Source organism: Microcoleus sp. AR_TQ3_B6 (assembly GCF_036702785.1).
Classification (GTDB): domain Bacteria; phylum Cyanobacteriota; class Cyanobacteriia; order Cyanobacteriales; family Microcoleaceae; genus Microcoleus.
This window is the reverse complement of sequence record NZ_JAUBVJ010000002.1, coordinates 189,918-215,206: the sequence shown is the minus strand read 5'-3', so window position 1 is coordinate 215,206 and position 25,289 is coordinate 189,918. Positions and strand designations below refer to the sequence as shown.

The 25,289-nt window shown below is 45.7% G+C and carries 23 protein-coding genes and 1 tRNA gene; 13 read left to right on the top strand and 11 right to left on the bottom strand.

All coding sequences use genetic code 11. The features are described from left to right. The first annotated feature begins 61 nt into the window (after positions 1 to 61). Together QUB56_RS02125 and fghA are read left to right on the top strand one after the other, a co-directional pair. The gene (locus QUB56_RS02125; RefSeq protein WP_332952728.1) at positions 62 to 1,171 is read left to right on the top strand and encodes an S-(hydroxymethyl)glutathione dehydrogenase/class III alcohol dehydrogenase; all 1,110 of its coding nucleotides are present in this window, start codon (positions 62 to 64) and stop codon (positions 1,169 to 1,171) included. 195 nt (positions 1,172 to 1,366) lie between these two features. Then, a complete protein-coding gene (gene fghA / locus QUB56_RS02120; protein WP_332952727.1) occupies positions 1,367 to 2,218 on the top strand; it encodes an S-formylglutathione hydrolase in 852 nt (283 codons plus the stop codon). 185 nt (positions 2,219 to 2,403) lie between these two features. Here the strand turns inward: fghA and QUB56_RS02115 are convergent, their stop codons facing one another. Then, a complete protein-coding gene (locus tag QUB56_RS02115; protein ID WP_332952725.1) occupies positions 2,404 to 3,318 on the bottom strand; it encodes a branched-chain amino acid transaminase in 915 nt (304 codons plus the stop codon). A gap of 302 nt (positions 3,319 to 3,620) precedes the next feature. Between QUB56_RS02115 and QUB56_RS02110 the strand changes: the two genes are divergently transcribed. Then, positions 3,621 to 3,989, top strand: a complete 369-nt coding sequence (locus QUB56_RS02110; protein WP_332952723.1) for a Lin0512 family protein — start codon at positions 3,621 to 3,623, stop codon at positions 3,987 to 3,989. A 471-nt stretch (positions 3,990 to 4,460) separates the two neighbouring features. Here QUB56_RS02110 and QUB56_RS02105 read toward each other — a convergent pair whose 3' ends face one another. Together QUB56_RS02105 and QUB56_RS02100 are read right to left on the bottom strand one after the other, a co-directional pair. Next, positions 4,461 to 5,261, bottom strand: coding sequence for a DUF4142 domain-containing protein (locus QUB56_RS02105; RefSeq protein ID WP_332952721.1), 801 nt, complete (start codon positions 5,259 to 5,261; stop codon positions 4,461 to 4,463). 68 nt (positions 5,262 to 5,329) lie between these two features. Further along, a complete protein-coding gene (locus QUB56_RS02100; protein ID WP_332952720.1) occupies positions 5,330 to 6,364 on the bottom strand; it encodes a hypothetical protein in 1,035 nt (344 codons plus the stop codon). A 537-nt stretch (positions 6,365 to 6,901) separates the two neighbouring features. Between QUB56_RS02100 and QUB56_RS02095 the strand changes: the two genes are divergently transcribed. The 3 genes from QUB56_RS02095 to QUB56_RS02085 all read left to right on the top strand — a co-directional run bounded on the left by QUB56_RS02095 (position 6,902) and on the right by QUB56_RS02085 (position 8,149). Further along, positions 6,902 to 7,102, top strand: a complete 201-nt coding sequence (locus QUB56_RS02095) for a hypothetical protein (protein WP_332952718.1) — start codon at positions 6,902 to 6,904, stop codon at positions 7,100 to 7,102. Between the two features lie 123 nt (positions 7,103 to 7,225). Beyond that, positions 7,226 to 7,705, top strand: a complete 480-nt coding sequence (locus tag QUB56_RS02090; RefSeq protein ID WP_332952717.1) for a YqhA family protein — start codon at positions 7,226 to 7,228, stop codon at positions 7,703 to 7,705. Positions 7,706 to 7,906: 201 nt separating this feature from the next. Then, positions 7,907 to 8,149, top strand: coding sequence for a ChaB family protein (locus QUB56_RS02085; RefSeq protein WP_332952716.1), 243 nt, complete (start codon positions 7,907 to 7,909; stop codon positions 8,147 to 8,149). A gap of 705 nt (positions 8,150 to 8,854) precedes the next feature. On the opposite strand, the gene QUB56_RS02080 is transcribed toward QUB56_RS02085, so the two are convergent. Further along, positions 8,855 to 9,523 (bottom strand): hypothetical protein, encoded by a 669-nt coding sequence (locus QUB56_RS02080; RefSeq protein ID WP_332952714.1) that lies wholly within the window; start codon positions 9,521 to 9,523, stop codon positions 8,855 to 8,857. A gap of 248 nt (positions 9,524 to 9,771) precedes the next feature. Between QUB56_RS02080 and QUB56_RS02075 the strand changes: the two genes are divergently transcribed. After that, positions 9,772 to 10,491 carry an SAM-dependent methyltransferase gene (locus QUB56_RS02075; RefSeq protein WP_332952713.1) on the top strand — a complete coding sequence of 240 codons (720 nt, stop codon included), beginning with the start codon at positions 9,772 to 9,774 and terminating at the stop codon, positions 10,489 to 10,491. Positions 10,492 to 10,737: 246 nt separating this feature from the next. On the opposite strand, the gene QUB56_RS02070 is transcribed toward QUB56_RS02075, so the two are convergent. The 5 genes from QUB56_RS02070 to QUB56_RS02050 form a co-directional block, all read right to left on the bottom strand. Further along, positions 10,738 to 11,838, bottom strand: a complete 1,101-nt coding sequence (locus QUB56_RS02070) for an iron-containing redox enzyme family protein (protein WP_332952711.1) — start codon at positions 11,836 to 11,838, stop codon at positions 10,738 to 10,740. Between the two features lie 172 nt (positions 11,839 to 12,010). Next, entirely contained in the window at positions 12,011 to 12,622 is a 612-nt protein-coding gene (locus QUB56_RS02065) for a rhodanese-like domain-containing protein (RefSeq protein ID WP_332952709.1), read from the bottom strand. Further along, positions 12,612 to 13,382, bottom strand: coding sequence for a sterol desaturase family protein (locus QUB56_RS02060; protein ID WP_332952708.1), 771 nt, complete (start codon positions 13,380 to 13,382; stop codon positions 12,612 to 12,614). The genes QUB56_RS02065 and QUB56_RS02060 overlap by 11 nt, the downstream gene beginning before the upstream one ends. 23 nt (positions 13,383 to 13,405) lie before the next feature. Further along, positions 13,406 to 14,044: a type IV pilin-like G/H family protein gene (locus QUB56_RS02055; RefSeq protein ID WP_332952705.1), complete on the bottom strand. Its 639-nt coding sequence runs from the start codon at positions 14,042 to 14,044 to the stop codon at positions 13,406 to 13,408. A gap of 567 nt (positions 14,045 to 14,611) precedes the next feature. After that, complete coding sequence (locus tag QUB56_RS02050; protein WP_332952703.1) at positions 14,612 to 16,393, bottom strand: AAA-like domain-containing protein; 1,782 nt, start codon at positions 16,391 to 16,393, stop codon at positions 14,612 to 14,614. A 173-nt stretch (positions 16,394 to 16,566) separates the two neighbouring features. Here QUB56_RS02050 and QUB56_RS02045 point away from each other — a divergent pair, with 173 nt between their 5' ends. From QUB56_RS02045 to QUB56_RS02020, 6 genes are all read left to right on the top strand, one after another. Then, on the top strand, positions 16,567 to 17,112 hold the full coding sequence (locus QUB56_RS02045) for an NfeD family protein (protein WP_332952702.1): 546 nt from the start codon (positions 16,567 to 16,569) through the stop codon (positions 17,110 to 17,112). Positions 17,113 to 17,236: 124 nt separating this feature from the next. Then, positions 17,237 to 17,797 (top strand): SPFH domain-containing protein, encoded by a 561-nt coding sequence (locus QUB56_RS02040; RefSeq protein ID WP_332952701.1) that lies wholly within the window; start codon positions 17,237 to 17,239, stop codon positions 17,795 to 17,797. A 245-nt stretch (positions 17,798 to 18,042) separates the two neighbouring features. Beyond that, complete coding sequence (locus QUB56_RS02035) at positions 18,043 to 18,558, top strand: type IV pilin-like G/H family protein (protein WP_332952699.1); 516 nt, start codon at positions 18,043 to 18,045, stop codon at positions 18,556 to 18,558. A gap of 48 nt (positions 18,559 to 18,606) precedes the next feature. Beyond that, positions 18,607 to 19,134, top strand: a complete 528-nt coding sequence (locus QUB56_RS02030) for a type IV pilin-like G/H family protein (RefSeq protein WP_332952697.1) — start codon at positions 18,607 to 18,609, stop codon at positions 19,132 to 19,134. Positions 19,135 to 19,144: 10 nt separating this feature from the next. Then, positions 19,145 to 21,994, top strand: coding sequence for an AAA-like domain-containing protein (locus QUB56_RS02025; RefSeq protein WP_332952694.1), 2,850 nt, complete (start codon positions 19,145 to 19,147; stop codon positions 21,992 to 21,994). 303 nt (positions 21,995 to 22,297) lie between these two features. Next, positions 22,298 to 23,356 carry a potassium channel protein gene (locus tag QUB56_RS02020; protein WP_332952692.1) on the top strand — a complete coding sequence of 353 codons (1,059 nt, stop codon included), beginning with the start codon at positions 22,298 to 22,300 and terminating at the stop codon, positions 23,354 to 23,356. Between the two features lie 376 nt (positions 23,357 to 23,732). On the opposite strand, the gene QUB56_RS02015 is transcribed toward QUB56_RS02020, so the two are convergent. Together QUB56_RS02015 and QUB56_RS02010 are read right to left on the bottom strand one after the other, a co-directional pair. Further along, on the bottom strand, positions 23,733 to 24,938 hold the full coding sequence (locus QUB56_RS02015; protein WP_332952691.1) for a phytochelatin synthase family protein: 1,206 nt from the start codon (positions 24,936 to 24,938) through the stop codon (positions 23,733 to 23,735). 255 nt (positions 24,939 to 25,193) lie between these two features. Then, positions 25,194 to 25,265, bottom strand: a tRNA-Thr gene (locus tag QUB56_RS02010). Positions 25,266 to 25,289: the final 24 nt, after the last annotated feature.

Sequence of the window (25,289 nt, the reverse complement as noted above, 5' to 3'; positions counted from 1 at the left end):
CATTTAAGTAATACAATACATCTTGACGGGTCAATTGACAAATGAATCGCAGGGGGAAAGCATGAAAGTAAAAGCAGCAGTTGCTCGCAGTGCCGCCAAACCTTTGAGCATTGAAACGGTTGACCTAGATGGGCCGAGGGCTGGAGAGGTGTTGGTGGAAATTAAAGCCACCGGTGTTTGTCACACTGACGCTTACACTCTTTCCGGCGCCGATCCCGAAGGTTTGTTTCCTGCTATCTTAGGTCACGAGGGAGCCGGGATTGTCGCAGAAGTTGGGGCGGGAGTAACGAGCGTCAAAGTGGGCGATCGGGTAATTCCTCTCTACATTCCCGAATGCCGCAACTGCGAATATTGTTTGAGCCGCAAAACAAATCTCTGTCAAGCAATTCGCGTGACTCAAGGCCAGGGAGTGATGCCCGACGGCACGAGCAGGTTTTCCATAGACGGGCAGAAACTTTATCATTACATGGGAACTTCTACCTTCGCTAATTATACAGTATTGCCGGAAATTGCAGTAGCAAAAATTCGCGAAGATGCTCCTTTTGATAAAGTTTGTTTGATCGGCTGCGGCGTAACAACTGGCATCGGCGCTGTCATAAATACGGCGAAAGTAGAGCCTGGTTCTAATGTGGTAGTTTTCGGTTTGGGCGGCGTGGGTTTGAATGTAATTCAAGCGGCTCGCATGGTGGGAGCTAACATGATTGTCGGCGTAGACTTGAATCCCGATAAGCGAGAGATGGCCCAAAAATTCGGCATGACTCACTTTGTCAATCCCCGCGAAGTGGAAGGCGATTTAGTGCCTTATTTGGTAGATTTAACCAAAGGCGGAGCTGATTACAGTTTTGAATGTATCGGCAACATTAATGTGATGCGGCAAGCTTTGGAATGCTGCCACAAAGGTTGGGGCGTGAGCGTAATTGTCGGGGTAGCGGGAGCCGGTCAAGAAATTAGCACCCGCCCGTTTCAGCTAGTAACTGGCAGGGTTTGGAAAGGGACTGCTTTTGGCGGCGCGAAAGGCAGAACTGATGTTCCTAAGATTGTTGATTGGTACATGGACGGTAAAATTGATATTGACAGTCTGGTAACTCAGGTAATGCCGATCGACAAAATTAATGAAGCCTTTGATTTGATGCATAAAGGCCAATCAATTCGCACTGTTTTGACGTTTTGAGTTTTTGAAGTCAGAGGTTCGGCAACGAGCTATGTACGGGATGTTAAAAATGTAACGGATTTTAACTTCCAGGCAGAGCCTGGGCAACCCAGATGCTTTGGCTCTGCCTCGCTTGGCAAAATGGAGGCAGAGCCTCCGGATATGCGTTACCAGGCAGAGCCTGGTAACGAGATAAATTACCAATTACCAATCACCATGTCCACATCCCTTAAACTGGAAAAACAATATAAAAGTTTCGGCGGAAAACTCGGATTTTACAGCCATCAATCCTCAACCTGCAACAGCGAGATGAAATTCGCTGTTTATCAGCCGCCGCAAGCTTTATCTCAACCCGTACCAGTTTTGTATTTTCTATCAGGTTTAACCTGCACAGAAGAGAACTTTATGGCAAAAGCGGGAGCGCAACAATTTGCGGCAAAATACGGGTTAATGCTGGTTGCGCCCGACACTAGCCCCCGAAATACTGGTATTCCTGGGGAAGATGACGATTGGGATTTAGGTAGTGGTGCGGGTTTTTATGTTGATGCGACAGCCGCACCTTGGAATGCTCACTATCGAATGTACAGTTATGCGGTTGAGGAATTACCGAATTTAATCGCCGAAAATTTTCCTGCGCTACCGGAAAAACAGGGAATTTTCGGTCATTCCATGGGCGGACACGGGGCTTTAATTTGTGCTTTGAAAAATGGATCTCGCTATCTTTCAGTTTCCGCTTTTGCGCCTATTTCCGCGCCAATGAGCTGCCCTTGGGGACAAAAAGCTTTTGCAAACTACCTGGGCAGCGACAAAGAGATTTGGAGGGCTTGGGATGCTAGCGAATTGGTGCTTGAGGTGCAATACAACCGTCCGATTCTGATTGACTGCGGCACGGCTGATTCGTTTCTTGGTGACGGGCAGTTGTTGCCGGAAGTGTTGGCGGAGGCTTGTGCAAAAGCGGGACAGCCGCTAACTTTAAGGATGCAAAAAGGTTACGATCACAGCTATTATTTTATAGCGAGTTTTATGGAAGATCACATTCGGCATCACGCGGCTGTTTTGTGCGGGTAGTTCCTAGCAGGAAGCAGGCAAGATGCCTGCTCCACAACAACTGGTTCTTAGGTTCTGCCTGGGAACCGATATTCAGAGGCTCTGCCTCGAAATGTGGAGGCAGAGCCTCCTGATATGCTTTACCAGGCTCTGCCTGGTAACGAGTGCACGAGTGAACTCGCTTCTACGTGCACAGGTATTTTGGGTTAATTAAGATTAATCGGAAATACCCATTCTTTATAATTGCTGTCGCGATTTTCGATAATCTCCGTCAGTTTGTCCAAAATCTTTTCGGTGATGGGTCGGTTTTTGGGCAAGTGATAGTTTTCCACTCGCTTAATTGGGGTAATTTTGGCTGCGGTTCCGCAGAGGAAAATCTCGTCTGCAATCAACAGTTCTGATTTGTCAACTGGTCTTTCTATGACTTCAATTCCTAAGTCTCGGGCGATTGTGATTACGCTGTCTCTGGTAATTCCTTCGAGAATATCTTGCTCGAAACCGGGAGTAACTAATTTCCCGTTTCTGGCGACAAATATGTTCATTCCTGAAGCTTCGCTGACTTTTCCCTGAGTGTTCATCATAATTGCTTCGTCGAAGCCGGATTCTACTGCTTCGGTTTTGGCTAAAGCTGAGGTGATGTAGGCACCGCTAATTTTACCTCTTAAGGGCAAACTGCGGTCTTCTTGGCGGTACCAAGAGCTAATTCTACAGTTGACTCCTTCTTTGGGCAAATAGTCTGAAAGTTCTAATCCGTAGACAAAAAAGTCTGTGTCTACGTTGTGCACTCTGGGGGCTATTCCTAAACTGGATGTGTAGATAAAAGGGCGGATATAAAAGGATTTTGTGGGCTGGTTTTTCTTGACAAAATCAATGATTATTTGTTGTATTTTGCTGGCTGGGAAATCGCAGTGCAGGAAGCTGGCACTTTGACTTAATCTTTGACAGTGGCGGTCTAATCTAAATAGCAAGGTTCGATCGGCATTTTGGGGGTCGGGAATTCCCCGCAACCCGCCTAAAACTCCGGTTCCGTAGTGCAGTGCGTGGGTGGCTATGGAAATTTTGGCGTCTGTAAAGGGGAGAAATTGGTTTTGAAAGTAGGCAATTGGCAGAAAACTATCCATGATTCAAGCTGGCGATGAGTAATGAGTCCGCGAGGAATGGTGAATTTGGTTATATTACCATAAGTTATACCCTTTTAGATTTGAGATTGAAGAATTGAAGAATTGGAAATGACTGATTGGATATAAGTTGGGAGCGCGCCGAGTTGCATTGTTTTTTTAACTGGGATTATTATCTGGTTATATCAATTTATAAAATAATATCAAGAGCGGTCTGTTTGGTTGATAATTGTTTTGGGAAAAAGTGCGATCCTCTTCGAGGGCTTCGCTAACGACTACAAACAAAAATCACCTAAGGGGCAACTATGGCACGTAAATGTTTCATCATTGAAATGGGGATGGGTATAGACCAGCACGGGCAGGAACCGACTGTAGCCTGTGCAAGGGCTGTACGGAATGCGATCGCCCACAATGCTTTGCTGGGTATCTGGGAAGTGGCAGGTTTGAGCGACCCCAATCAGATGATTGTTGAGGTTAAGGTTGCCGTTCCTTACCCGGAACAAGTGCGCGCCGAGGAGGTGTTGGCGGTACTCCCTTTCGGCACCAAAACTCTGATTGTGGAGCAAGGGGGCATGATTGTGGCAGGAAGGGCGATCGCCTCTCTGAATGATAAAAATGATGAAATGCTAATCGCTGTGGCGGCTGTGAGTGTTTTTGTGGAAACTGAGGACTAATTAATTTTGTATTGTTTGAATAAATCTGCGGTGAAGTTCGATCGCCCGATCGCGAAAACAAGCAAGGGCGATCGGGCGATCGAACGCCTCTGTGTTAAAAAATGATTAATTTAGACTAATTGGTAGGGTGCCCCGGAGAGATTGCATGAAATACCGTAGAAAAGCTGAGGCTCTGAGGCACCCTAGAATAGGTCTGTTGCACGCTAAGATTTATTTGCGCCTACCTACTTAATTTTGAACTTTTAATTAATAATTTTTAATTTCTCAGGCGACCAGGTATGTAAGCAAGCCAGCAAAACCCTACAATTAACAACAGCCACGTCACTGTAATATTACTGCCCAACAAGTTGCGGATAAAATCTTCCATTGTTCTCAAAAATTACAAGGTTTAAAAGAATTTATTAGTGTTCCCTCTCCGAGTACAAGAGGTAGAGTCCGATCGGGTTTTAGGCGATCGGACTCTACTTCATATTATGGCTGGCTGGTATCTGCCAACATTTGGTTAACCATTTCCAAGTGCGCCTGCAGCTTCGGCAACTTCTGGGTGGCCCAAGCCTTCAACTGGGGATCTTGTCCCTGTTGAGATTGTGCCTGAAACAGAGCAATAGCCTGATTGTGGCTGTCAATCATAGCCTGTTTGTAAGCAGTGTCAAAACTTGTACCGGAGAGTCCCGCAAGTCGATCGATCAAAGCTGTGTTCTGGGTACTCATCTCGGTTGGCAGTTCTACCTTTTTTTGCATTGCTAACTGCATCAGCTCTTGATTTGCCCGAGTGTGGTCCTCAACCATTTCTTGCCCGTACTGTTTCACACCAGCACTAGAACCGCGCTGCACTGCCAATCTGCCGAGTTCCACTTCCATCATACTAAGTTGACCTGCTTGCATGACAAAGGTTCTGTCTCTGCTGCTGAGAGAATTAGGCGAAGTTTGGCCACCTGCTGGACTGTTGGGAGAACGGCCGGGATTGTTGTTGCTCGGAGTAGTTGGACTGTTGGGAGAACGGCCGGGATTGTTGTTGCTGGGGGTAGTTGGACTGTTGGGAGAACGGCCGGGATTGTTGTTGCTCGGCTCGGTAGCAGGAGAGCGTGGAGCAGTACGATCGTCGGTAGCGTTATCAGCAAGCTCAAAAACCCGATCGCCCGACTGGTTGAAGCCGTGAGTCTGGCGGTTTAATTCTGCCAATCCCGGCACAGCTATCAAGGAACTAACGCCGGCAATTCCGGCAACCGTAACCAATTGTTTGAACAAACTTTTGCGATTTAGTGAAGTCATGAATTTCTAAGCCTGTAAGTTTTCAAGAGTAAGTGAAGGGAAGCTATCCCGAGCAGGAATCGCCCGAACTAGTCAGGGGAGGGTGTACCGCCTTTCCGAAACAAGTTGATCAAACCAAACGCGCCCAAAGCACCCAGCCACCCGAAATTGTTGGGGCGATCCTCCCGAGCACTCAAAACTCCAGAACTCGTATCAGCCGGCGCCGATGTCGTACCTGTCGTACCAGTTGTACCCGTTGTACCCGTGCCTGTTGTACCAGTTGTACCCGTTGCGCCGGTGCCAGTCGTACCAGTTGTACCCGTTGCGCCGGTGCCAGTCGTACCAGTTGTACCCGTTGCGCCGGTGCCAGTCGTACCGCTGGTACCGCTTGTACCCGTGCCAGTCGTACCGCTGGTACCGCTTGTACCCGTGCCAGTCGTACCGCTGGTACCGCTTGTGCCGGTGCCAGTCGTACCAGTTGTACCGCTGGTACCCGTGCCAGTCGTACCGCTGGTACCGCTTGTACCCGTGCCAGTCGTACCGCTGGTACCCGTGCCAGTCGTACCGCTGGTACCGCTTGTGCCGGTGCCAGTCGTACCCGTTGTACCGCTGGTACCCGTGCCAGTCGTACCGCTTGTACCCGTTGTGCCCGTGCCGGTGCCAGTCGTACCGCTTGTACCCGTTGTGCCCGTGCCGGTGCCAGTCGTACCGCTTGTACCCGTGCCCGTACCTGTCGTACCGGTTGTACCCGTTGTGCCGGTGCCTGTCGTACCAGTTGTACCGCTTGTACCCGTGCCGGTGCCTGTCGTACCGGTTGTATCCGTACCAGTTGTACCCGTACCGCTTGTGCCTGTACCGCTTGTACCCGTTGTGCCCGTGCCGGTGCCAGTCGTACCGCTTGTACCCGTACCAGTTGTACCCGTACCGCTTGTGCCTGTACCGCTTGTACCCGTACCGCTTGTGCCAGCAGCGCCGCCAACACCGCCGCCTGCACCGCCACCTGCACCCCCGCCTGCACCGCCGGCTCCCGACTGGGCTGAAGCAGGCACTGCTAAGGAAACCGTTGCTAAACCTAAAGAACAAGCGCTTGCTAAAACAACTTTCAACAATTTAGAAGATTTCATGGTAATTTTTGCTTTTACGTAGAGTGCTGCGATCGCTTGTGATGCCAAAACCGCAGGGTCAAATTGACAGCGTAACGTGCGACTTTTCTAACCTTTGCTGCAGGATAATGAAAGTAAGCGAGCAAATTTAGTTCCCTTACCTCGATTATTTTTCCCCGATTAATTACACCGCAGCGTTAATAGTTTATAAACTATTACGTATCGTTCAATTTCGCCATTCATCTTTAGGAATATTTGGTAAAAGGGCGTTTTATTTCAGGTGGTGGATGATATTTGATTGGGCGGCCTACTACCTAAATCAAAACTTGCGCACGGGGGATATAAACCGGGTTGATCTGAAAAATTTTTGGTTGAGTAAGGAGACATATACGAATCACCGAGTTTCTGAGACAAGCGCCCGGATATTCCTAAAAATTTTCCCCGGCGGCTGGTGCTTTGAGGCAGAAATTCTTGATTTTCTCACCGTCAATTTTGGCTTAGCGCTCCGCCAGATGAGTTAGTTTAATATTTTTTTGAGCGCTATTTTTCCTTAACTTCGTGCTGGCAATTGGGGCACTCGCAGAATACCGCTTAAACTTTTCCCGGAAACTACATTCTCTCAAAACGCGCGATCGACCGCTCATAGTCCCAGAGGGTGTAGAACCCCCCAACAGCAAGGCTTTTGACGCTCGCGACTTGCGTAAAACAGGAAGGCGAACTGATGGCTATCCGACTCGAACCCGCGCGACATTAAATTAACCAGCGGCGGCGCACTCGTCAGAATAACTTGTGAGTGCGATCGGGCAAACTCTGATATAGTAAAGCCAAAGGTATGCCAGAGAGCGCTTGTTCTCTAACACATTTCCCAAGGGGACCTCAAATATGCTGCATCGAATTCTTGCCAGAAGTCGCTATCTAATGTTAATCGCTGTATTAGGTTCTTTTGCAGCGTCTGTGACGCTTTTGATCTACGGTGCCCTGGAAACCGTCATTACCATCGGCCACACAGCTACAGTACCGATATCCAGCGAAAACTCGAAAAAACTTATTCTGTCTTGCATCGAAGTAGTAGATCTGTTTCTCCTCGCCACAGTATTTTACATTACTGCACTCGGACTGTACGAGCTGTTTATTGACGAGCGCATCAAAGTACCATACTGGCTGGAGATTCACAGCATCGACGACCTGAAAACCAAACTCACCAGCGTCATTGTAGTAGTGTTGAGTGTATTGTTTCTCTCGGAGGTAGTTCGGTGGAACGGCGGGACGAACATCCTTCCCTTGGGAACGGGTATCGCTTTAGTAATCGCTGCGCTGACGTATTTTCTAAGTTCGCAGGTGAAAAAGCCGAAGTCAGATTAATGGCTGTTTGAGGCGGTAAATTAGCCAAATCCGGCTGAACCAGCAACGGCCATCACATTGCCTTATCTCGTCACAATAAATTTAATATTACATCTGTCTTCGGACTGATAAGAAGGCCATCTTAAACTTGCTTTTAGAGAGATGAAGGTAGTTGCTGGGAGTATATAAGATAGAACTTGTGTTTAATAATTGGAAACCATTATGCCAGAACAACAATTTGACACCTTACCTTCAGAAGCACAAGAACTGCCCCAAGGAGCGCAGCAAATTTTTCAGGCTGCTTTTAAAAGCGCTAGCGAAGATGGAATGAGCGAAGATGCTGCTACTAGGGTTGCTTGGAACAGCGTAAAATCTGAATATGTTCAAGGCGAAGGTGGCACGTGGCATCACAAGGGCGACGATACTAACCAAACCAACAAATCTATACAGTCTGGTGGCAATTAAGTAGGTGGTTACAATAAACAGTACATGGAAAGGGCGGGTGAGAGCAGTCATATAGTGGCTTCAATAAAAGTGATTTTTAGTTAAACCCGCTCCTCCAAAATACTGTGTTTTTTTGGCACCTACTTAGTCATCACTCATCAGTCGTATCATGTCCGCTAAAATAACGGTGATCGGGTTATTAGTAAGGACTAAAGTCCTCACTAATAACCAATTTGATAGATGTTGTTCGAGCGGACCTAATATCATCAGTCATTCGCCCGCTACTGATGACCGAGCACAAAAACGGATACTTGCCAACGACAGGAGTCCCCAGCGGCCCAAAATTTTATACTCTTGTTCTAGGTTCGAGATTTATCTGTGAAGTTCATCTAAAATCCTTCGACCCTCGCGCTAACGCCGAAATCTCAAATCTCAAATCTCAAATCGACTGACTGATCGGTAATGATTTAGGGGGGTAACGGTCGGATTCAGTGCTGTTCATGATTTAAATGCTGGTGTAGTCTAAAATCGATAATCCCAAATCTCAAATCGACTGACTGATCGGTAATGATTTAGGGGGGTAACGGTCGGATTCGGCGCTGTTCATGATTTAAATGGTGTAGTTTAAAATCTAAAATCTAAAATCTAAAATCGACTGACTGAATGATGGATAAGAATTTAGGTTTAGAGGTGTCGGATTCGGTGCAGTTGGTGATTTAAATGCTGCTATTGAGGAGTTAAGGCAGCGTAGTTAATCGAGTGTCGCATATCCCATTGCAATTCGGCTAAAACGAGCAAGCTAAGTACCATTATTGATCCCGTAAATAGGAAAGACCAGCCGCCAGTGTAAGGCAAAATAAAAATCGCCGACAGGTGAAACAAACTTGCTGCTAAAAGCGCGCGCGATTCCCTACGGGATAGCTTCGCTTCACGCACTGCGAATCCAGTCCCCAAATACCCAATGCCGCTGATTCCCAACCACAGGGGACAGAGATTCGCCAACACTTTTTCCCAACAAAAAAAAATGCCCAAATCGGTCAGCAGCAATCCTAATAACATTAGTATTACCCAACCGTAAAGCACCCAAGTCAGGCGTTCTATTTTGACCCAAGAGTATGTCATGCTTACCATTGCTGCTGTACCTCCAAGGCCCAGCACTGACCACAAACCTGCTTGCAACATCCAACTCACAGGAAAAAACTGTGCTGTGCCGAACATGGGTATTAACAGCAAGCTCCACAGCAGGCAAGCTCGATCGAGACAAGTATAAAATTTTGAATAAAATCGATCTTTGCCAAGGGGAAACTGAACCTGCCAAAGCCCTTCTAACTCCTGAACGTCCATGTTAAGCGGTTTGCGGCGCAGAAGCGGAACAGAATAATTAAAAAAGGTCATATCTGACACTATTAAAATTTACAATTAGTTGCTTGTATAGGATCTCAACAGCAATCACTCTAATTGCAATCTGTCAATCGGATTAATCTGGTTAATTTTATTATATGTCCGCAGTAATAGTGACTCGATCGCAGCAGGTAAAACAGGAAGAGATTGATTTCACAAGTCGATCAAATAGCTCTTGCGACAGATGGCTGCCATATTACTGATTGGATATTTTAAAAATAGTCAACTTTGTTACAGAATTTATGCTCACTTCATCCCATCCTCTGAAACAGGTATTCCACTGCCCGGAAGAATCGGATTTTTACGCGCACTGCTTGGAAAGTTTAGTGTTAAATGCCAGGGGCCCTTCTCGACTTATCGTAGAGTTTGGTTCAGGAGAGGGAAGTCCAGTTATTAAGTCTTTGCTGAGAACTGATTTTGACGGGAAAATAGAGGGATTTGAGCTAAATAAAGTAGCTTGTAAAATTGCTGAGTCTCAAATTAAGGAATATGAACTGACCGAACAATATACCGTCAACAATTGCTCTTTTTTTGATTCGTCTTTATACCAGTCGGCCGATTGTGTAATCTCAAATCCGCCTTACTTGCCGGCGGTGGATGATAAGATTTACCAGCCGCTGCTGCACGGGGGGAGTGATGGTTGTACAATTGCTAAGAAACTTTTATCTTTGGGCTGCGATGAAGTTTTGTTGATGGTTTCTAGCTATTCTAATCCTGTGGGTTTGATAGATTATGCCTTGGATCGAGGCTACTCGGTTGCGAATTTTGAGATTGCACCTTTAACTTTTGGCTATTATAGTTCGGAACCCAAGGTGAAAAGCGCGATCGCCAGTCTGCGAGAACAGGGCATGGCTTTTTATTCGGAAAATATCTATCTGCTGGCTGGAGTTTTGTTTAAGAAGCAGCAAAAGTCGCAAAGAGATTTGTCGATCGAGCTAATTCAGTTAATGACAGCATTGTGAACTACCCAGCGCTGGTAGGGTGCCTCTGAGATGTTGCACCATTGTCAGCAACAGGCTTTCGGGCCTGTTCCACAAAGAGTGTATTTCTTGTGGAACAGGCAAGATGCGTCAGCAACAGGCTTTCGGGCCTGTTCCACAAAGAGTGTATTTCTTGTGGAACAGGCCCGAAAGCCTGTTCCTCAAAGGCTTATTGAGAACGGTGCAACATCTAGGGTACATCCAAGACTTATGCACCCTAAATAGCTGTTAATTCCGTTCTGCGGCTTGGATCGATCGCACTACAGCAGCCCCAGCCCGATCGCCCATCGACTGCGCCTGATCGTAGCCCAACACCAGTTCCCACGCATCCTGCGGGTATCTATCAACCAGCGGGATCGCCACTTCATCCAACATCCAGCGGCCGTGACGCTCATCTTCTCGGACGTGCAGTTCCCAATAACTCATCGCAGCCTCCGAGAGGCCCAGACGCTGAACCCCGGCTACATAATTGCGGTAAGTGACGGGCCCCGCCACCTCAAAATAAGTGAGTCCGCCGTTGTAGCGCAGAAAATGGCGCTTGCGGTCCGTCAGCAGAAAGTTGTGATTGATGGTTGCGAGCACTTCCCAAGGCACTAAATCGAAGTACGCTTCTGGTTGTGTACTCATATCGAATTCGGCCAGCATTTGAGCAAAAAAGGTCGAGTGCTTGCGGGGGAGGCGACCGCCGCCGTATTCTTCGATCAGCACCCGCGTCAGCGTTGACTGAATTTCGTTGCCGACACCGCCGAGGATGCGAGAAAGGTGGCTGGCTTCAACTAAACCGTCGATAGAACCGATCGCCAGCAGGTGTCTGTATCCGGCTGCTGTCATCTGTTCCCGCAAATAGCGATCGGTCTCGTTCAAAGGACGAGCGACATCGGCGGCCGCGCGATCGCGCAGCGCTTGCTTGACATCCGGCAATTTTTGCAGCGCTGCAACGTCGATTTGCGCGCTTTCCCACTGCTGCCAAGGTTCCTCAATGCGATCGCGCACAGAGCGCAAATAGTGCGATCGTTCGTTATTGTACCGGCGCAAATCGTCGTACCAAAACAAGTTGAGGCGGTTGATACGGTAAAGCACGCGCTGCAAGAAGCTGTGAGCGGCCTCCGAGCCGTTCGGTTCCTGATAAGCCGATCGAAGGGCCACTGCGATCGCGCTTTCAAAATCGCTGACAAGTAACGGTTTTGTCGCCACCGTCTTGTCTAAATCCTCCACCTCTAGCAAATCGACAAATTGGCGATCGGCTGCTTCATAATTTGGGAGTACGGGTTGCTTTTTGGAAAGACTCCGCGAGTCTGAAGAAGGAAGTATCTCTATCGTGTTTGGCATGGAATCTAATTATGCTAACTCTAATTATTGTGCTGCCTGCCCAAACAGCCAACCGTTGCAGATTGCTGAGGATTATGGCTACTTTTCTTGAAGATAGCTAATCTGTCAGTACGATACACCTTTCTATTGATAGAGATTTGACAGAAATTAATTTTGTCACAACTGCCCCGATTCATTCCGAAAGCAGGGTGACTGAGGGAGACTTTCTCAATCTCGGCAAAGTAATTGGCGCTAATACCTGAGCATCTTTTAGAGTCGGCACTGCTTGCCGCCACGCTGTGATACCGCCTGAAAGGACAACAACATTCAGCTTGATATCCTTAATCTTATTAGTCTCATTTTTTGCCAATTTTTGGGAATGCCGAGCCGCTTTTTCCAACTGTTTGTATGCCTTAACCGATCGCGCTCCTTTGGTACAATAAAGTACAATTAAGGGCTGAGGTTGATTGGATTTAACCCTAGCTTTTACAATGGATTGAATCTCCTTGACACCGAACCCCATCTCAATATCAGTTAGCGGAACAAGGGGACTTTCACCGATGCGCTCTTCCGCGTATTCTTCGGGCGATCGCACATCAATCAAAATCACGGGTTTCAACTTACCCTGCTGCAATTGAGCCACAGTTACTTGTTTCGTATTTAAACTGGCGATAAAAGTTGGGATATCCATGTGATGAAATAGAGCCACTGCACTCAGAGAAGCAACACTCATCAATCCACATCCCATGGCAATCAAAAGGCGAGAATAGCGATTAATACCTGGTTTTGCATTTTTATCTAGCATTTTTCATCATCCTTGAAAATGGATAGAACATTTGTCCGACATATCCAGCAGGTATAGAATCAGAGATTCCATATTGATGAGGCATTTTTTTTTCTGGCATATAGATAGTGCCAAATAGCAAATCTAACAGTGGCAACTGAACAGCAAAGTTTTTGTTGTAAATTTCGGGAATTTTACTGTGATGCCAGTGATGAAATTGTGGGGTAGCTACGAACCATTTTAAGAAGCCAAATCTTAAATTAAGATTTGCATGAATTAGGAAGGCGATCGCCGCCGAATAAAGAGCATAAACTACCAAAGTCTCCTTACTAAATCCCAACCAGTAAAGAGGCAGAATTTTGCAAATCTGAGTAAATATTTGCTCGCAGGGATGCACCCGCACTGCTGCTAACCAATCCATCTGTTCAATGCTGTGATGGACTGCATGAAATTGCCAAAGCCAGGGTACTTCATGCAGTAGTCTGTGAGCAATATAATATGCCGTATCTGAAACGATAACTGCTTCTGCCAACTGCAACCACACAGGTTGAGATGTTACTTTGCTTTGCAATTCCGGGTTGAGTAAATTAGTCATCAGCGACAAAATTACAGTCACAACAATAGCGCCCGACCTGCCAATAAAGTAACCAGTAAAAAAATAAGTGGCATCGGTTGGCCATCCGAGACGGAATATCTTTTGGTTGTGCAAGGAAAAGATTCTTTCGAGGGGAATGAAGATGCCACCTAAGACGAGGAAGCCTTTGAAAATTTCAGGTAACATGAGATTCTCATTAATGTCTATATTTACTTAAGCGCATCGCTACTACCAGCAGCGCAGACAGGATTACCATTCTGAAGGATAGGATCGGGCGGTTGGGTATTTCCCGGAGAATTTGCTTTACACATAATGGATACAGTAGTCTTCTCTTTGTTAGCTGCTTGGGAAACAGGTACTAAAAATACAGCCCCGACATAGCTAGTAAGATTATTGCTGCGGGCTACACCATAATTAAACGCAGCATTTTTTGTAGCGAGGAGTGAATAGTTATAGTTGGTTGTCTGAGTTTTAAGGCCGAGGCCCAGAGCATTAACGGAATTGGAAAATGCGCCATCCTCGGCGTATATTGCTTGTTGACCTTTGTTCATTGCGCTAATATATTGTTTTGCTTCTGATTGCTTCGCTTTCTGCGCGCCACCACAACTGATAACAAAAGGGAAGGCGATCGCAGCAAGTATCATGACCGGAAGAACATAAATAAAAGTGATGCTCAGTAAAGTTCCTACACAAGATTTACTTTTTTTGTCAGGGGGAAGGTTTTTTTCTGAAGATGCCGCTTGTTTGTTAAGTGCATCGAGTTGAGGCTTTGTCTTAAGCTGTATGGTTGTTCTCGATACTGCTTGTTTGGTGAGTGCATCGAGTTGAGGATTTTTTTTAAGCTGCATGGTACTTGTCCAAATGGTTTAGCACAGTAGTTTTCAAGTGATTGACATACTCCCGGTGTAAACACATGGAGATTCTAGAGTCAAACAGCGAGTACACGCATAGCTTGTCTAATATCGCCTCATCTAACAGTCGATGCCAAGAAAAACAAGCAAGTTATTATTAGCGTCGTTTTCATCCAGTCCATTGAGTGCGGTGGGGTTTGCAAACCTCGCCTACTGCGCCTTGCTTCTACTGTATTTCTATTAGATCACGTGGCTATTTGAGAACGTGAGTTAGTTCTCATCGACTTCTCATCGACTTTTCATTACTCCCTTCCCGCCAGAAAACGATTTACTTCTTCTCTCCCCCATTCCCCCGAAGGCGGCAGGGCGGTTTCATTTTTCCTAGGGGCGGTGCCTCCCTGTCCGTGCCCTATCGCTGCGCCAATGGATCGCGTCGCTGGGGAGGGGTGGGCACGGGGGAACTACCCCTACAAAATCCTGGTTTTTCTGATCGTGAAACTGCCTTCGGGGGTGGGGGGTTCTTCCTTCGTGTCCTTAGCATCTGCGCGGTTCCATAATTCGATATTATTTGCCATTTAGCCGCTCGCGAAAATATTCCTCATACAATCGACATCTCGGAACGTAATTATTTCCCTCTAATTTAACCAATCCCATGCTATTTAACTTAAACCCCAATTCCGACCTCAATCTAACTGGCTGGGAAACACTCACAACCTCTCTCATCGCCTCCATTAATTCCGAATATTTCTCTAAATTCCATAAATGCCGCCGCAAATGATCGCTATAAATTCCCGCTTCACTTGGAGGTAACTTCACCAATTGATTGAAACTCACATCTTGACGCGAAATGCGATACATGGCTAGCCGCACCAAATAGGGATGACCTCCCACTAAACCCATCAATTCTACAACTTCACCCTCACTCCAATTCAATCCGTGCCGTTTAGCTAAATCTTGCACTTGCTGCGAATTAAACTCCGGCAAGTCTATCGGCAATCCCACATTAAACGGCGATTTATTCACGTCCAGCGGGATATAAACTTCCGTCGAATGCACCACAACCAAGCGAAACTTTTTCCAAATATCTCGCCGTTTCGCTTCTTCGTGCAAAGCTCGCAATAACCCAAAGAAGTCGTCGGCAATTTCCGGTGATTCAAACAGGCGATCGCTCTCATCCAACCCTAAGGTCAGAGGTCTTGAGGATTCTGACAGTAAATACTGTTCAAAATAAGCCTTGCAGCACTGATTGCTGCCAATTAAATCGGCTAATTGCCAACACTTTGGCAACGGCTCCAGCATTCCTAACTCTTGACCGATGCTAGCACAAAACCACTGCAAAAATGTATCTGAATTAGCGAATATTTTCCGATTTGCTAGCTGAAAACTCAGCGCTACCGTGCGAGAACCTTGAACTTCTGCGTGATGCAAAATCCTCGCCATCAAGGAAGTTTTGCCCATTTGTCTGGGTGCTTTTATGCGGATCAGCGCTCCCGGCTGGGCGATCGTCTCGTAACAGCGGGATTCGATCGGAGGGCGATCGATATAAAAACAAGAAGTGAGTTCAACTTGTCCTCCTGGCAATTCTGGAGCCGCTGCTGGCAGGGGTTGAATTATTGACTGTTTTGTGCTAGTAATTGCTTTCCATTCTACAGCCAATTCATGGTCAGCCGTTAACGATGTGCGACCTTCTTTGATAATGGTTAAAATTTGTGATAATAATTTAAATGTGTCGCCAGCACCGCGCCACAGCCAGGGCTGAATTCCTGCCAAATAGCTCAGTAAATCAAAGGAAAGCGGTGTATTTAATTCAACGAAAATCGGTAAAATCGCTGGTTTGCGAGCAGTAAGATTGGGCAATTCTTTGGCGAGCTGCACTTGTTCCAATACCATTTCGCTAGCTGCCGATTCTTGGGAAATCAGCAACAGCAAATAATCACAACACTTTAAATATGAGCGTGAGTCGCTGCTGTTGTTAATAAAAAAGACTTCGTGGCCTCCCGCACTCAAAGCTTGGTGTAACTGCTGGGAAAGGGTGTTGTGTGAGGTTGTGAGGGCGTTGGCTGCGCCCTCGAAGACGATCGCCACTTTTGCCCTCACAAGCACTACCTCCTCTGGCTCTGAATTAGCCTCAAAATCAGCTATATCGCGCCATTCCTGGCCCAATCCGCGACAAATTTCGATGAAATTGGCATAATCCACAGGTTTGCCATTCAGAAAATGGCTGACAGTAGATTGCGCCATCCCTAAATCCTCAGCCAGGATTTTCTGACTGGGAAAGCCATTTCTCAGGAGACAGGATTTAACTGTACGAATGCACTCTTCGCGCACCCTTAGCGATCGTGGCATTGCTTATCACAATCAAGATACTGAAACCATCATAAATGGCAACCGCCCCTAAAGTCGATGAAAAGTCGATGAAAAGTCGATGATTTTTCAAATAAGTCAGTCGCCAACTCAAATAGCCGCCTGATTAGATGAGAAATAACAAAGTTGAATCCTATCAACGAGGTAAAAACATTGTGTCTTCTATCCTAATTTGGTCGCTGGCCTCAGCCACTAATCAACCAGGTTTCGCTTTCACCCCCCCGATGTTGTGGTTGCTGATGGGAATGGTGCTTAGTGCGTTCGAGCTATTAATCATCAAAACTCAGCCCCAGAAATACAGGTTTTACGTGCTAATGATGGGAGCTTCGGCTTTAATTGAATCATTTATTTTGTGGAGAGGAGCTGTAGCATTTCAGTTTAGTTGGGCGAACATAATGTATGAAGATTTTGACTGGCAAATCTTCTACTGGATGGGGATAGCCCTCGCGCTGAGCATCTGGATTCGACCGATTTTCATTGTCCGCAAAAAGTTTGTCATTCCCGAAGCAACGGAAGCGACAACAATCTCTGAGATTTTCCCCGGAGAAACCGGAATGGTGATTTATGAAGGGGCTTCGTGGAAAGCTCGCAATGAAGATTCCCAAGGGGCGATCGCACCCAGACAAAAAGTTTACGTTTTGCGCCGCGAAGGAAACACGCTGATTGTTGTACCTGACAGATTAATTCATATCAACAGCTAAATCTGAGTTAGCTTTTTTATGACTCGGCGATTGAAATCGCTTCTTGCCAAACAAAGTCCCTTGCTAAGAGACTAAGAAATCACTATCAACTGTCAACTGTCAACTATTTACCAGGAGATTCACTATGTATCAGTATTTTTTGATGGTGTTGTTTGCAATTACCGGAGTATCCTTAGCCAGCAGCGTAAAAATCGTCCGTCAAGGAGATGAGGCTTTAGTTGAAATTTTTGGAAAGTACGATCGAAAAAAACTCGAACCAGGTTTGACATTTCTGATTCCCTTTGTCGAAACAGTCGCCTATAAACAAACTCTGCGCGAGCAAATTTTAAACTTGCCACCGCAACAATGCACGACGCGCGATCGCGTTGCTGTCACCGTTGAATTTATTGTGTACTGGCGAGTAATTGACTTAGAAAAAGCCTCCTACAAGGTGCAGAATCTCAAGGAAGCGATGTTAAATATGCTGATTCTTTCTATTCGGACTCACATTGCGACATTAGCTCTGGAGGAACTTTACACGGCTCGCAATGAAATCAATAATGCTTTAGTGGAGGAGTTGGATACAACGACAGATCCTTGGGGTGTGAAGTTTACGAGGGTGGAATTGCGCGATTTTGCGATCGGCAGTAAAGTGATTCAGCCGACATCCATTGACAGGAAAGAAGTACAAAAGCTGCGAGCTTAGAGATTAGTGTTTCCTAGTTTACTTGTTACCAGGCTCTGCCTGGTAACGCAGATCCAGAGGCTCTACCTCACTGAATTTAATTCGCCTTATATACACCATTTAAGGAGACAAGACTCTGACTAAATATCAAGAATCAACTATTAGCAATTTCCTCGTTACCAGGCAAAGCCTGGTAACGAAGATCCAGAGGCTCTGCCTCTCCGACTTTAATTCGCCTTGTATATACCATTTAAGCAGACAAGACCATGACTAAATATCAAGAATCAAGTATTAGCAATTCAGCTTATAACGGTTGCGGATGCTTATTGCTTTTAATGGGCATTGGAGTAATGGGGGCCATCGCTCTGCCATCAGTCATGGATAATACCCCTAGACCCAAGGTTTTCCAATCAGAAGCAAAACAGTATGTTGGCTCAATGAACCGCGCACAGCAAGCCATATTTATAGAAAAAAGTGCTTTTGCCACTTCTGTTAATGCTTTGGGAATTGCGATTAAAACGGAGACAAAAAATTACAAGTATTCAGTTCGCGCCACAAAGCAAACTGCCTTTAATTATGGAATCTCCAAAAAACCAAAGCTTAAGAGTTATGTTGGAGGAGTTTTTGTAATACGAGCCAAGTCAAATAATGGCGAGGATGAAATGAGAACAGAAAGCATCCTGTGTCGCACTGATACACCTGGTACAAGACCTCACCTACCTCCAAGACTTCAAAATAGTAAATTAGTTTGCCCAACAGGGACAACACAGGTAACAAAATAATCTAATAAAGACTAAAGTCTTTACTACAAAGAGAGAGGATACAATCCCATGAGCCAACAAAATTCAAAATTAGCTAGCATTGGATATAATTATTGTGGAGGCTTAGTGCCTTTAATGTTCTTTGGAATAATTCTGGCGGCGATCGTTGTGCTACCATTTCAGGCTAGGGTTAAGTATGTAAAGCAAGGGTCAGCCAGAGAGTATGTTAGCTCAATCAACAAACGTCAGCCAGCCTATTTTGCCGAAAAAAATGTTTTTATCACTTCGGTTAAGGCTTTACGAATTCCCATTAAAACCGATACCGAAAATTACAAATATTCCCTTGTAGTCACAAAAACAGCAACATTTAATTATGGAGTTTCAAAGCAAAAAGACCTTAAAAGCTATGTCGGTGGTGTCTTTCTAATTCCTAGTAAAAATTTTGACTCAAATGCTTCTCAGTATAAACTAACGACCACATCTATATTGTGCCAAGCTGATTCTGCTGGTACAATTAAACCACCAGAACCCACCAATCAAAATGGTAAAATTGCTTGTGCTACAGGCACAGTAGAACTGACACAAAACTATCACTAGAGCCTAGATAATGACAGTCGATTACCAATATCAAATCGGCGGCAGTCTCCCGCAAAATGCACCTACTTATGTAGTGCGACAAGCTGACTCAGAACTTTATCAAGCCCTCAAAGCTGGAGAGTTTTGTTACGTGCTCAATTCCCGACAAATGGGCAAATCCAGTTTGCTGGTGCGAACTGTACAAAAGCTCTCCGCTGATGGCATTGCCTGTGCTACGATCGACCTTTCGGACATTGGCAACCAGCAAGTCTCTCTAGATAAGTGGTATGGCGGCGTCGCTTACAAGCTATTGTGCAGTTTCAACCTGTTTAACCCAGTCGAGTTTATGACTTGGTGGCAGGAGAGAGAGTTGATGTCGCCAGTGCAGCGCTTAGGAGAGTTAATTGAAGAGCTGCTGCTGGCAAAACTTCCTCAACCTCTTGTCATTTTTATTGATGAAATTGATAGCGTTCTCAGTTTCAAAGAACCGCTAGATGATTTTTTTGCCCTAATTAGAGCTTGCTACAACAAACGCGCTCAGAAGTCAGAATACAAGCGCATTACATTTGCTTTGCTGGGAGTAGCTACGCCATCGGATTTAATTAGCGATGCAGCTCGTACCCCGTTTAATATCGGTTTAGCTATTGAATTGCACGGTTTCAACTTACAAGAAGCTCTGCCTTTAGCAAAGGGATTTGAGGGAAAAGTAGACAATCCTCAACAGGTTTTAAAAGAAATTTTGGACTGGACTGGAGGGCAGCCATTTCTGACTCAAAAGCTTTGCAAGCTGATTCTGAACCATCTAAAAAGCTTAGCCTCCGCTTCTATTATATCAGATTCAACGGATGAAATAAGGACTGACATTATTACTACAAATCAATTATTAATTAGCGAGATAGTAAGACATCATATTATTGATAATTGGGAATCATCCGATGAACCTGTACACATCAAAACAATTCGCGATCGCCTTCTTAGAAATCACCACCACGCCAGTAGGTTATTAGGATTATATCAAAAAATATTGCAACCCTTTGATGCCCCGCCACCCCCCTTAAAAACGGGGGATGAAATGCCAGAATTATCCTTGTTAAGGGGTGCTGGAGGAATCTGGGCAGATGATACTCCCGAACAAACAGAATTGCGACTGAGCGGATTAGTAGTAAAACGAGCCGGAAAATTAACCGTATACAACCGCATTTACGCAGCTATATTCAACCAAAACTGGGTAGAAAAAGCACTCGGCGACTTGCGCCCCTATGCCGAATCTTTAGCAGCATGGATAGCTAAAAACTGTCAAGATGAATCTCGCTTGTTGCGCGGTCAAGCACTGGAAGATGCCCGTAAATGGGCGGCAAATAAAAGCTTGTGTACCCAAGATTATCAATTTTTAAATGCAAGTCAAGAAGCGGAATTAGCCAAATTCCGCTGTCAAGAAAAACAGCATCAAGCTGAAATAGAACAACTGCGACGCGAAAAAAAGTTACTAGAGGAACTAAGCGAAGCACAAAAGCAGAAAAAAGTGATTGCAGCTAAACTTTGGCGCGAGCGACAACTGAGAGTGCAAACAGTTACAGCAGCAGCAGGAATACTGGTATTAATTCTGATAGGAGCCTTTTGGATTAAACCATCAATCGAAGAAAGAAATAACAAAATTCTCACTCTCAGTCTACTATCAGAAACGCTACTTTCTGCTGATAAAAAAGAGGAATCTCTGCTAGAAAGCATTAGAGCTGTTACAGAAATGAACCGATCGCTCGGAGTCAGTTCAGATATTCAGATGCGAGTAGCGATCGCCCTCGAGCAGGCAGTTTACAGCTTCCGGGAACGCCGCCGCTTCCAGAGTCAAGCCAGTAGCCTTGCTTTCGCGAGTTTCAGTCCTGACAGTCAAACCATTGTGACTGCGACCGATGATAATTATATCAAACTTTGGCAAACTAATGGAACTTTGCAAGCAACATTAACAGGGCATACTGATAAAATTAGAAGGGCAATATTCAATCCTGTTGGTGATATTATTGTCTCAGCCAGCGACGACCAAACTGTAAAGATTTGGAAAAAAAATGGCAAATTGATTCATGATTTAAAAGGACATAGGGGTCAAGTAACAAGCGTTTGTTTGAGTCCCGATGGTAAAATTATTGTTTCAGCAAGTGCCGATGGAACTGTTAAAATCTGGAATATTAACGGTGAAGAATTGTCAAGTTTTAAAGTCGAGCGAGGTTGGATAACTAGCGCAAGTTTTAGCCCAGACGGTCAGAGAATTGCTGCGGCTGGTACTGATGGTAGTGTTAAACTTTGGAGTTTGAGAAAGGTTGTGGAAAAGTTGCAAAAACAGCAGTCAATTGAAGCAAGCACCGATATCCAATTGCTCCGAACTTTACAGATAGAAAGTGATAAAATTATGAGTGTAGCTTTCAGTCCCGACGGAGCAATGCTGGCGACTGCAAGTGCTGGGGGAAATGCGAGAATTTGGAGAAAAGACGGCACACCGCTAAGTATTTTAAAGCATACAAGTGGATTGACAAATATCAGCTTTAGTCCCGACAGTCAAATGTTGCTATCTGCAAGCACAGACAAAATGGTGAGGCTGTGGAACATTGACGGTACATTGCTCAAAACTTTAAAAGGTAACAAGGATGCTGTTTGGAGTGCGAGTTTTAGTCCAGACGGCAAGGCGATCGCTAGTGCTAGTGCTGACGGTACGGTGATGCTGTGGAATTTTAATCTTGACGATTTGTTGCAGCAGGGTTGTAATGGAGTCCGCAATTATTTTCAGACAAATCCGATCGCCAATCAAAACAATCGCCACCTCTGCGACGGGATTGGAAGTCAGTCGGGACTCAGCCAAAAAGAACCCAGTCAAGAATCAAAATCTTGATTTTTGCAGCAAAGTATCTAGGAAAAAACTGGCTTTTTGACCAATAATTTCTTGATGGTACAGCCCCCCGGATTTATCCGTGGAATCAATCGAAAATCGAAAATCGAAAATCCTCCAGCCCCCGCATTTATCCCTGGGGTCAATCGAAAATCGAAAATCGAAAATCCTCCAGCCCCCGCATTTATCCCTGGGGTCAATCGAAAATCGAAAATCGAAAATCGAAAATCGATTGATTCCCCCTGCTTCTAGGGCTGATATGGTTAAAATTGTTAGCAGCTAATAGGTAATAGGTCAGTCCGATCGGTGTATTCAACTCTAGAGCAAAAGTACCAGCGCCTGCAAAAAGACTTAAGGGGCGGAGTCATCGCCCTTGGCGGCATTTTATGCACCGGTACTCTCTGGTATTGGCAAGTGGAAAAATGGTCTTTGCTCGATGCCGTTTACATGACAGTATTTACCCTAGCAACTGTGGGCTACGGTGAACTTCAGCCCCTGGGCAAACGCGGGCGAATGTTTACCATAGGCCTGATTTTGATGGGCGTGATTGTGATTGGTTTCATCGTCAACCGCTTTACAGAAGCGCTGATTCAAGGATATTTTCAAGAAGGAGCAAGAATTAGGCAGCAGCGACGATTGGTAGATTCTTTGATCGGGCATTACATTCTCTGCGGTTTTGGGCGCATTGGGCGTCAGATTGCCTTGGAATTTGAGGCAGAAAATATTCCTTTTGTGGTGATTGATTCGGCGGTGCAGTCGGTTGAGGCAGCTTTGGCGCTGGGGTATACGGCTGTCCAAGGAGACGCGACTCTGGACGAAATTTTGCTGAATGTCGGGCTCGATCGCGCAATTTGCATAGTAGCAGCTTTGCCCTCGGATGCCGAGAATTTATACACTGTGCTGTCGGCGAAAACTCTGAATCCGAAGGTACGGGCGATCGCCCGCGCCACCACAGAAGAAGCTGTAAAGAAGTTGCAGCGGGGCGGCGCCGATGCCGTCGTATCCCCCTACATTACCGGGGGAAAACGCATGGCGGCGGCGGCTTTGCGGCCTCAAGTTATGGATTTTTTAGACGGTGTTTTGACGGGCACGGAGAGTTCTTTTTACATGGAGGAATTTTTGATCGATCCCGATACTTGTGTCTACGTGGGGCAAACTTTGAGAAATGCCAAGTTGCGATCGCAATCGGGGGCCTTGGTTTTAGCAGTGCGGCGCGCTGGCGGGACTTTGATTGTCGGGCCTACGGGAGAAACTGCGATCGAAGGAGGAGATATGCTGATTTGTTTGGGTACTGCTGAACAACTGCGAACTCTCAATCAAATCCTCAGTCCCCTGAGTTTTCGCCTCCCCCGGCCCCCAAACTAATACCATGTCAGGTTTATATAGCATTCGCCAAAGTTGACTGTTGGCTGTTGACTGTTGACTGTTGGCTGTTGACTGTTAAGTGTCAGTCAAAAAACTGAATGATGGTTGAGTGTTGACTGTTGGCTCGATTTTACGCCCGAGGATGCTAGCGGATTTGATATTACAAAGCTCCCCGGTGAAAGCCGCGTGCGTTTACACCGGGGAGCGTCAAAGCCCAAAAATTGGTAGGTAATTCTCTGGATTAACAAACTGAGCGTTCAGATTAGCGGTAGGGCAAGCGCTTAAGAAAGTTAGCCCATCTATACCAAGAAATTAGAGGTTAAACTTTCACTTTTGTACTTAGTCGAGGTTTGGGGAGTTCAAAAGGCGGTAGATGCTAACTCTGATGGATATTGCACTGATGTCCCTTTGAATATAAAGTGTCAAAATCCTGGAGTGCTGACATTTGTTCTCTCAATCTAGATATCTCTATATCCAAGGGAGAAATTAGTTTCTCAAGGTAGCGAACCTCACTCAACCACAGTCGTAAATCTGGTTTGAGAGTTGCATAGAGCGTTTCGGGGCCCGATAGTAATATTGCTGTTATTGTCTCTGCTACGAATGGCTGTTGCGATCGCCACTTCCCTAGAACAGACATTGCATCCCCGTCATCGCTTGACAAGCATTGGTGAACAATATCAAACAGTGAATTTAACTCAATAGCTGCTCGTAATTTCTCAAGTTTCTCTGCCGTCTCTGAGGAGGTATCCAGCATAGTGGTGAACTCAACAGGCCAATTGTGCAGGATGGTACTGACAAATGAAGCAATGGAATCAGGTTGCTCTTTTCTCAAAATGTCTGGCAGTATTTCTGCAAAGTAAGGAGCAACACTGCGCCACTGATGTAAATCAAAAGCAACATGAAAGAAGGTTTCTGGCAACCTTTCACTCTTCTGCAATAAAATATAACCTCGACATTGATTAGTGACGGGATCTACAGGCTCAAACGCTTTCCATAACAAAGGCAGAGAAACCCAGTGAGGTGGATATTTGAAACGGGCAACATCCAGCAGCAGAACTAGATCCCGTTGTCGATGATAGCCAGCAATTGGTGAGAAGTGACCATCACCAGTTTGTCCCAATACCTTTCGGCTGTAGGAAACAACTAGATGAATATCACCTGGCGCCGTAGCCACCTGCTTAACTGCTTGCCGAAAGTTTTCCAAGCTGCTTTGGTTGTAACGGTTAGGTTTTACAACGGCACCGTTGCAACGTGCGATACAGACAAACTCATCAAAGGTGATACCGTTTTCTTTAATGACTGAAAGAGGTAAACAACAGTCTAAAAATTCCTCTCCATACCATCTCCACACCCCTTTCCAAATGCGACCCGGATCGATGGATAAGGCATTAAGAACAACGACTAAACTACCCAATCCACAAAAAGCGGGTTCTGCTTGAGTATGAAACTGTTCAGCTAGAGCAAAATACCCTTCCATCTCTCCCAATGCCAACGCTTCTCGAAAAATTTGCCTTCCTTCTACTGAGGAAAAGGCAATAGCAGAATCGGGGAGTGAACGACGATAAAACCCTTGAGCGGACATTGAGTGTTTTAACCCTCATTGCTTACGGCTAATAGATATTATGCAACATCGCCACATTGATACTGATGAATTTACATATCTACTACGTTTTTTCCTTTTTACTTTTGATTTAAAAAATTCACCATATCCACCACCAAGGATTGACGACAACTAAAAATGCTCTCGGCGACTTTGCCGAGAGCATTTTTGAGTTGTTAAACTGCGTTTTGATCCCCGTTCGATCCCCAAGCGTGGGTAAAAATCGCTGAAACCCAAAGCCGATGGTGGGATTTGAACCCACGACCGTTCGATTACGAATCGAATACTCTACCCCTGAGCTACATCGGCACAGACAATTTTGAATTGTAGCAC